At 28.5% G+C, this 7939-nt stretch carries 9 protein-coding genes; 6 read left to right on the forward strand and 3 right to left on the reverse strand.

Features of this window, described 5'->3' with window-relative positions; translation table 11 throughout:
* The 3 genes from F1B92_RS08375 to mqnF all read right to left on the reverse strand — a co-directional run.
* Window positions 1–342 (reverse strand): hypothetical protein (locus F1B92_RS08375; RefSeq protein WP_154571393.1); only part of this gene is annotated, 342 nt, incomplete at its 3' end.
* A 593-nt stretch (window positions 343–935) separates the two neighbouring features.
* Window positions 936–1796 (reverse strand): signal peptide peptidase SppA, encoded by an 861-nt coding sequence (sppA, locus tag F1B92_RS08385; RefSeq protein WP_154571395.1) that lies wholly within the window; start codon window positions 1794–1796, stop codon window positions 936–938.
* Window positions 1784–3004, reverse strand: coding sequence for an aminofutalosine deaminase family hydrolase (mqnF, locus tag F1B92_RS08390; protein ID WP_154571396.1), 1221 nt, complete (start codon window positions 3002–3004; stop codon window positions 1784–1786). Before mqnF ends, sppA begins: the two co-directional genes overlap by 13 nt.
* A gap of 87 nt (window positions 3005–3091) precedes the next feature.
* Here mqnF and aroQ point away from each other — a divergent pair, with 87 nt between their 5' ends.
* From aroQ to F1B92_RS08420, 6 genes are all read left to right on the forward strand, one after another.
* Window positions 3092–3565, forward strand: coding sequence for a type II 3-dehydroquinate dehydratase (aroQ, locus tag F1B92_RS08395; protein ID WP_154571397.1), 474 nt, complete (start codon window positions 3092–3094; stop codon window positions 3563–3565).
* Window positions 3555–4577: a M24 family metallopeptidase gene (locus F1B92_RS08400; protein WP_154571398.1), complete on the forward strand. Its 1023-nt coding sequence runs from the start codon at window positions 3555–3557 to the stop codon at window positions 4575–4577. The genes aroQ and F1B92_RS08400 overlap by 11 nt, the downstream gene beginning before the upstream one ends.
* Entirely contained in the window at window positions 4574–5077 is a 504-nt protein-coding gene (gene folK, locus F1B92_RS08405) for a 2-amino-4-hydroxy-6-hydroxymethyldihydropteridine diphosphokinase (RefSeq protein WP_154571399.1), read from the forward strand. The genes F1B92_RS08400 and folK overlap by 4 nt, the downstream gene beginning before the upstream one ends.
* Before the next feature lie 17 nt (window positions 5078–5094).
* The gene (locus tag F1B92_RS08410; protein WP_154571400.1) at window positions 5095–5715 is read left to right on the forward strand and encodes an LOG family protein; all 621 of its coding nucleotides are present in this window, start codon (window positions 5095–5097) and stop codon (window positions 5713–5715) included.
* Window positions 5712–6731, forward strand: coding sequence for a tRNA 2-thiouridine(34) synthase MnmA (mnmA, locus tag F1B92_RS08415; RefSeq protein WP_154571401.1), 1020 nt, complete (start codon window positions 5712–5714; stop codon window positions 6729–6731). The genes F1B92_RS08410 and mnmA overlap by 4 nt, the downstream gene beginning before the upstream one ends.
* Window positions 6732–6804: 73 nt before the next feature.
* On the forward strand, window positions 6805–7734 hold the full coding sequence (locus F1B92_RS08420) for a ribose-phosphate pyrophosphokinase (RefSeq protein ID WP_154571402.1): 930 nt from the start codon (window positions 6805–6807) through the stop codon (window positions 7732–7734).
* Window positions 7735–7939 lie beyond the last annotated feature (205 nt).

Below are 7939 nucleotides of genomic sequence, written 5' to 3' on the forward strand. Positions count from 1 at the left end.
ATGAATCATTGGATATATTTTATGGTGTTTGTCGATAATCACGCCTGGTTCATAATATTCTAAATCCCATCCATTATTCTTTTTAAATCCTTTTCCATCACTAAATTGAATAAGAAAATCATTAAAATTCCAATTTATATTTTTTTGTTGTATCTTATCGCAATTAATCAAGTCCCAACCAGTTTCATCTTTATGTTTTTGCTTTTCGTGTTTGCAAAGAGAATTAAAAAAATTACCTGGATATTTAAAATAAGGGTGTTGTTTTTTACGCCAATCAGAAAGGTATTCTAAATATTTTTTTGGATATTGCATTTTTTGTGTTTTTGTGCATCTATAAGTCATAATATGTTCTCTAAAACCACTATTATCAAATATTTGGCCACTCCAAAAGACTCTAGCATAGACGATATCTTNNGGGTTTGAGAAGAGCTATTTAGGCTGAACCCCCCCCCCGTGTTGAATGCATGTTTATACCAATTTTTCTTGAAATCTTTTTTTTTAGAGCTTTGTAAATCATATAATAAAACAGTAGCACCAGTAGTAGCGTAATCGCCTTGGACAAAACCTTCTTTAGGGATATAACTAGGTTCTCCTGTAAAACCAGAGTAAGCCCCATTTACTCGTTTTAAATTTGTTTGATATTTTATTTGATCACTTCCAAAATTGTTTTTATGAGGCCATATTTTCCAGCCATTACCTCTTAAATTTCCATTATGATCAGGAGGACATACTGCTTCACCGTTTGGACAATCAATCATCCCATATTGATTATTAGCAAAAAGCAAACTAAAGGAAAAACTCAAAAGTATAAAGATAAGTTTTTTCATCTTAATCTCCTTTATTATTGGATTATAAAATTTCTGTCAATTATATAAAAATTAACTTTAAATTTACTTAATTTAATAAAAAAATAAAAATAAATATCAAAAATTGTATTATTTTATCTTTATCATAAACTCACTTAGTATAAAATTTGCAGTTTTTGTTGAGATGGAGTTTAAAAACTCTTCATATTTTGAGTCTTCTTTCCAAATTCCTTCAGTTACATTTGCTAATTTTTGAGTTAAATCTTTTGCTTGTTTGTAAGTTGAAACATCATCAATCAGTCCTAAATTTTTAGCCTCATCTGCTAAAAACACCCTTGCATTTGCCCATTTTTTCTCATCTTTTATATTCAAATTTCTAGCATTTGCAACTTCGTTTATAAAAATTGTATAACTTTTATCTACTAAATTTTGCAAACTCTGCCTCTCTTCATCGCTCCATTTTCTCATAAATGTGCCAGCTTCTTTATAATCTCCAGCTTTTACGATTTGAGTTTTTATGCCGATTTTATCTGCTAAATCTTTTATATTTGTGCCTTGAACTATAACTCCAATAGAACCTATAAAGCTCCCTTTATTTGCATAAATTTTAGTAGCCCAAACTCCACTTAAATAGCTTCCGCTTGCCATTGTACCGCTTGCATAAGCTACTACAGGCTTTTTTGACTTTAGCTCTTTTATAGCTTGTGAAATTTCAAAGCTTGGTGCTAATGCCCCACCAGGACTATCTATTTTAAGTAAAACGCCTTTTATGTTTTTGTTGTCTTGTATATCATAAATTTCTTTTAAAATTTTACTTTCATCAAAAATTGGTCCTTCTAATTTGATAACAGCTAGATTTGGTATTTTTGAAATTTCGCCATTAGAATATGCAGCGATAAAAACTGAAACTAAAAATAAAACTATAAAAACTTTTATAAAAAATTTAAATATATCAACAATAAATTCTCCTATATTTTTTAAAAATCCCATTTTTTTCCTTTTATGTAAATTTCTTTTACTTGTTTTGTGTGCAGTATTAAATTTAGTGCAATTTGCGATTCATCCTCTACTTCAAGACCATCATAAACACTAAAATCAGCAAGTTTTTTTGATTCTATAGATCCTAAATTTAAATTTAAAGCTTTGGCTGGATTTAGGGTTGAGGATATGAGTAGGATTTTAGCTAAATTTTGTAAATTATAATTTGAGTGTATAAATAAATTCGCTCTTAACTCATCAAAAAAATTTAAACTTATATTTGAGCTTAAACCATCTGTTGCTATTGTTAGATTTATTTTATTTTTTAATACCTTTTTTAAATTTAGAGTTTTTTTGCTAAGAAAACGGTTAGAAACTGCACAATGCGTTATAGAGTGCAAATTTTTATCTAAGAGATTAAACTCTTTTAAATAAACACAGTGCGTAAAAAGAGTTCTGATATTTTGAAAATTATCTATAAATTCAGAGATATTATATAGTGGTTTAGGGTTTTTTGCAAAATTTAAAAGCCATTTTTTAAATCCACCTTTTTTACTTCTAAGCCATTTATTTTCGTGGTTGCTTTCTAGAAAATGAGTTGATACTAAAAGGTTATTTGATTTTGCAAATTCGCACGCTTTTTTGGTTAATTTAGGATGAGTAGAATATGGAGAGTGAATAGATACACCAGGAATTAATAAATCACTTTTTAACTCTTCGCTTTTTCTAAATCTAATCAGGAAATCTTGCCAGTTTTTGTCTATAATCTCTTCATTTGTTCCTAAAATTTCATTAAAATAAACACATCTTATTTTTGATTCAAAGATAGCTTCTAAACTCTGCCCAAAGCTTGAAATTTCGCCTATTGTTCCAACGCCTGATTTAAGCATTTCTAAAATTTGGGTTTTGATTAAAATTTTATTAGTATCTTTTACAAGATGATTTCTTTGTTTTACTATACTATTTACCCATTTTAAAAAATCTCCATAAACTAACGAAGCTTTATTGGCACTAAATTCTAAATGGGTGTGTAAATTTATAAAATTTGGCATTACAATATCTTTTGAAAAGTCTAAAATATCCGCATTTTTATAAATTTTGATTAAATTTTCAAACTCGCCAACGTCTAAAATTTCTTCATCAAAAACAATTGCTTTATTTTTTAAAATTGTAAAATTTTCATCACAAACTAAAATGTATTTTGCTTTTAAAATTTTCATTTTTTTACTCCTAAAATTTGATTGTAGCAAAAATTTAGTTATATTTTGATATAATTTCGGCCTAATTTTAAATTTTGGAGGGAAAATATGAAAATCACAGTTATTCAAGGACCAAATATTAATATGCTTGGCAAAAGAGAGCAAAACATTTATGGAATGATGAGTATGGAAGATATACACACTCAAATGAAAATAGTTGCCGAACAAAACGGCGTTGAGATAGATTTTTTTCAAAGTAATTTTGAAGGCGAGATTGTAGATAAAATTCAAGAATGTTTAGGCGATTCAGATGGCATTATTATAAATCCAGCTGCTTACACTCACACTTCTGTTGCTATTAGAGATGCGATTTCTGCTGTGGGTTTGCCTGCGATTGAGGTTCATATAAGCAATCTTGCAAGGAGAGAAGAATTTCGTCAAAAAAGCCTTATCTCACAAGTTGTAGCGGGGCAGATTATGGGATTTGGACCGGTTAGTTATCATCTTGCTATGATTGGAATGCTTCAAATTTTTGAACAAATTAAAGTTGTAAGTGCTGCACAACAAACAAATGAAGAGTAATTTTGTATTAAGAGATGAAAATAGCGTATTTTTTGAGTGCGGTTATAGTTGCGACAATCAAATTTTTCTAAATTTAGATGGAAATAAATTTTTAATAACAGACTCAAGATATGCTATAGAAGCTAGAAATTTAGCCATAAATACTCAAATAATAGAAACAAATTTATTATTTGAAGAAGCTAAAAATTTAATAGATAAATTTAACATAAAAGAGCTAGTTTTTGATCCTTTTGATTTTAGTTATGGTGATTTTTTGTCTTTTAGTAAAGATATTAAAATATTTTTAAAACAAGAGCCGTTTTTTTCTAAAAAAAAGCGTATGATAAAGAGTCAAGATGAAATTCAAAAACTTAAAAAAGCTGCTAGTTTAGGGGCTAGAGGGTTTGATTTAATAGCTGATTTTATCAATGAAAATGCAAATTTGAGCGAAAAAGAGCTATTTTTTGAAGCTTCAAATGTTTTAAAACAAAAAGGTGAGCTTGATTTATCATTTCTACCCATAATTGCTATAAATCAAAATGCAGCAAAAGCTCACGCTTTACCAACTCAAGAAATTTTAAAAAATGGAGATTTGTTTTTGATGGATGCAGGTGTTAAGTTTCAAAGATATTGTTCTGACAGGACAAGAACTGCATTTTTTGATGGTAATTTAAATTTTAGTAAAGCACAAAAATTTAAAAATCAAAAACAAAATGAAATTTATGAGATTGTAAAAGAAGCTCAAAATTTAGCCATAAAAGCTATAAAGCCAGGTGCTTTAGCAAGTGATATTGATAATGTAGCAAGATCTTTTATAGCAAAAAATGGATATGAAAAAGCTTTTTTTCACTCCACAGGACACGGCGTAGGTCTTGATATACATGAGTTTCCAAATATCAGTAAAAATAGTCAAACTATCCTAGAAGAAGGGATGGTTTTTAGTGTGGAGCCAGGAATTTATTTAGAAAATGAATTTGGTGTGAGAATAGAAGATGTAGTTGTCGTTACTAAGAGTGGTTGTGAAATTTTATGAGATGTGTTTTTAGAAAAAACTCATTTTTTGAATTAGATGAGATTTATTCTTTAAAAAAAAGTAAATTTTTTCCTTATAAACAAACAAGATGCGATGATTTTAAATATGAGTTTTTTCTAAATTTAGGAGGGAATTTAGGCAATGTGCAAGAAAATTTTGAGAAGTTTTTTTTACTTTTGAAAAAAGATAGAAGATTTTGCATAACACAATCTTCGCCTATTTTTTTGAATAAAGCTTTTGGTTATGAAAAACAACCAGATTTTTTAAATGCTGTGATGGTTGTTAAAACATCAAAATCCCCAAATGAGACTTTAAAAATTTTAAATCATTTTGAAAGAATTTTTAAAAGAAAAAGAAGTTTTAAAAATGCTCCAAGAACCCTTGATTTGGATATATTATACTATAAAAATTTAACTTTAAATACAAATAAGCTAACTCTTCCACACCCAGGAGTTTATGATAGGATACCTGTAATCTTTGGTCTTGGTTGTTTATATTAATTTTAGAAAGATAGATTATGAAAGAAAAAATTTTAAATGATTTAGAAATTTTAGAAAATTTTTTAAATGATGATGAAAAATTTGTTACATTTTTTGGCTCTGCTAGATTTGAAGAGCAGAATTTATATTGCAAAAGTGCTTATGAGTTAGCAAAAAGATTAGCAAATTCTGGTTTTAGTATAATAACTGGCGGAGGCGATGGTGTAATGAAAGCCGCAAATAAAGGAGCTTTTGAAGTTATACAAAATCAAAAAAATTCATCATTAAATAGTGTTGGTATAAATGTTTTGTTACCAAATGAGCAAGAGTTAAATAACTTTATAACAAAAGGTAGTATCTTTCAAACCCTATCTTTAAGAAAAGTTGCTTTAATTAGAAAGTCTTTAAATTTTGTTGTATTTCCTGGCGGATTTGGAACTTTAGATGAGTTATTTGAAATTTTAGTTTTGATTCAATGCAAGAAGATAGATGCTAGAGTTTTTTTATTTGGAGTTGAATTCTATAAGCCATTAATTGAGTTTTTACAAAGTTCTTTACTATATGAAAAAGCTATTTCTAAGGTAGATTTGTCTATATTTACGCTCACTGATGATATAAATTTAATACATAGTGAAATAGTAAATAAAGGAATTAGATGAAAATAATGGTTGCTATGAGTGGCGGGGTTGATAGTTCGATGGTTGCAAAAAGACTAAAAGATGATGGTTATGAAGTGATTGGATGTTATATGAAACTTCACAATAAACCTAACTATCACGAAGAAAACATAAGAAAAGTTCGTAAAGTCGGGGAATTTTTAGGTATAAAAACAGAAATTTTAGATTTGCAAGATGATTTTGAAAAAGAAGTCTATACACCTTTTGTAGAAATTTATAAAGATGGCTTGACTCCAAATCCTTGTGCTTTATGCAACAAAGAGATAAAATTGGGAAAACTTTTGGAGTTTGCTATAAAAAATGGCTGCGAAAAACTAGCTACTGGTCATTATGTAAGACTTGATAATGGACTTTTAAAAGTAGCAAAGGATGAGAGTAAAGATCAAAGTTATTTTTTGGCAAATAGCGATCCAAAAGCTTTAAAGTATATGATTTTTCCACTAGGAGAGAGCTTTAAAGCAGATATAAAAAAAGAAGCTGCAAATTTTCCTGAGCTTTTAGAGATTGCTGGACAAAAAGAGAGCAGTGAAATATGTTTTGTTGATACCACTTATATTGATATTTTAAAAAAGCACTACAATACAGATCTTCCAGGAGTTGTCAAAGATATGAGCGGTAAAGTAGTTGGAAAACACAATGGCTATATGCATTACACGATTGGAAAGCGTCGTGGATTTAGCGTAAATGGAGCACATGAGCCTCATTTTGTTGTTAAAATAGATTCTAAAAATAATGAAATTTTTGTAGGAACGAAAGATGAGTTGTTGGATTATGGTTTTCAAACATCTAATTTTAATAAATTTTTAGATTTAAATAGTGAATTTGAGTGTTTTGTAAAGGTAAGATATCGTTCCAATAAAATAAAATGTAAAGTTTTGATAAGCGATAATGGGGCATCGATTAAACTTTATGAGCCAGTTTATGGTATAGCAGCTGGTCAGTTAGCAGTTTTTTATGATGAATTTGATAGGGTTTTGGCAAGTGGATTTATTAAATAATTTTTATTAAATTTGGTTAATTTAAAGCTAAATTTGGTAAAATTATATAAATTTTTTAAAAAGGTTTTTATTTATGCGTGGATATAAAATTTTTTCTGGTACTGCAAATGTTGAATTTTCTAAAAAAATTTCAAAATATCTATCTCTTCCTTTAAGTGAGTGTTTAATTAAGCGTTTTAGTGATGGTGAAATAAACGTTCAAGTCGGAGAGAGTGTTAGAGGAAGAGATGTTTTTATTATACAGCCCACTTGTGCTCCTGCAAATGTAAATTTAATGGAACTTTTAATATTAAGTGATGCTCTAAAAAGAAGTTCAGCTTCAAGTATAACTGCAATTGTTCCTTATTTTGGCTATGCAAGACAGGATAGAAAAGCAGCTCCAAGAGTTCCAATTACTGCAAAATTAGTGGCAAATATGATGCAAGTAGCTGGAATTAATAGAGTGGTTACGATGGATTTACATGCTGGTCAAATTCAAGGATTTTTTGATATTCCAGTTGATAATTTATATGGTTCGATTGTATTTAATGACTATTTAAAAACTAAAAATTTAAAAAATCCAATCATTGCAAGCCCTGATGTTGGCGGAGTTGCTAGGGCTAGAAGTATGGCAAAAAAACTAGGTCTTGATATGGTAATTGTCGATAAAAGAAGAGAAGAGGCAAATAAAAGCGAAGTTATGAATATTATCGGTGATGTAAATGGTAAAGATGTTATTTTAATTGATGATATGATTGATACTGGTGGCACGATAGTAAAAGCAGCTTCGGCATTTAAGCAAAATGGTGCAACAAGTGTTATGGCATTTTGCACTCACGCTGTTTTAAGCGGTGCAGCTTATGATAATTTAAATGGCGGAAATTTAGATGAATTGGTAGTTACTGACACTATCCCTCTAAGGCAAGATTGCGATAAAATCAAAATAATAAGCGTTGCTCCTCTTTTTGGCGAGGTTATAAGAAGAGTTTATCATGATGAGAGTGTAAATAGCTTGTTTTTATAAATATTTATCTCCATAAATTTACTGTTGATTTGTGGAGATTTTATTTTATAATATGCTTTTATTAATTGTAAAATCCATGCATTAAATTGTTTATATATTTTTTAATTTGAAGTCAAAAATAGATATTTTAGAAATAAAATTATTTAAATTTATTAGAGAATATTTTTGAGTTTAAAATTATTACAAATACAAAATACAGATCTAA

It is taken from the genome of Campylobacter portucalensis (assembly GCF_009690845.1).
GTDB lineage: Bacteria > Campylobacterota > Campylobacteria > Campylobacterales > Campylobacteraceae > Campylobacter_B > Campylobacter_B portucalensis.